General features: G+C 76.0%; 1 protein-coding gene. It reads right to left on the reverse strand.

What is annotated here, in order from left to right:
• Window positions 1-58: 58 nt before the first annotated feature.
• Window positions 59-824: acetate--CoA ligase family protein (locus tag DI269_RS12935; protein ID WP_198667385.1), on the reverse strand; the 766-nt coding region annotated here is incomplete at its 5' end.

Consider the following 824-nt stretch of genomic DNA (forward strand, 5'->3'; position numbering starts at 1 on the left):
CCGAAGACGCCGGTGCGGCGGACCGCGCGAAGCGGTCCGCCGCACCGGCGCCCGGCCCTCAGCGCAGGCGCCGGGCGATGGGGTCGGGCTCGTCGCCGACCTCGGCCAGCCGCAGCTTCAGGTCCACGGCCTGGACGCCGTACTTGACCGGCATCACCGGGTTGAGGTCGAGCTCGGCGATCTCGGGGAGGTCCTCGGCGAGGCGCCCGAGCCGGACCAGGAGGTCGCTCAGGGCGGCCACGTCGACCGGCGCCGAGCCGCGGTAGCCGGTGAGGAGCTTCGCGGACTTCAGCGAGCGCCACATCTCGTCGGCGTCGGCGTCGGTGAGCGGCAGGAGCCGGAACTGCTTGTCGCCCAGCAGGTCGGTGGCGGTGCCGCCGAGGCCGAGCATGACGAGCGACCCGAACAGCGGGTCGTGGGCGATCCCGGCGACCAGCTCGGTGCCCGCCTCCAGCATCGGCTGGACGACGACCGAGGCGCCCTCGTCCCCGTCGACGGCCGCGGCCACGGCCTCGTACGCCTCCCGCACCTCGTGCGCGCTGCCGAGGCGCAGCCGCACCGCGCCCGATTCGGTCTTGTGGACCAGGCGCGGGTCGTCGGCCTTGACCGCCACCGGGTAGCCGAAGTCATGGGCGGCGGTGACCGCCTCCCGCTTGGAGGCGACGTCGACCGCGGGGGTCGTCTGGATGTCGTAGCAGGCGAGGATCGCGGCGGCGTCGGCCGCGGTCTGCCAGCCGCCCCCGGCTTCGAGCAGGCGGCCGACGATGGCGCGGGCGCCGGCGCGGTCGATGCCCGGCAGGTCCGGCCGGGAGCCGAGCGGGCGG

Source organism: Glycomyces dulcitolivorans (assembly GCF_003265355.1).
Classification (GTDB): Bacteria; Actinomycetota; Actinomycetes; order Mycobacteriales; family Micromonosporaceae; genus Glycomyces; species Glycomyces dulcitolivorans.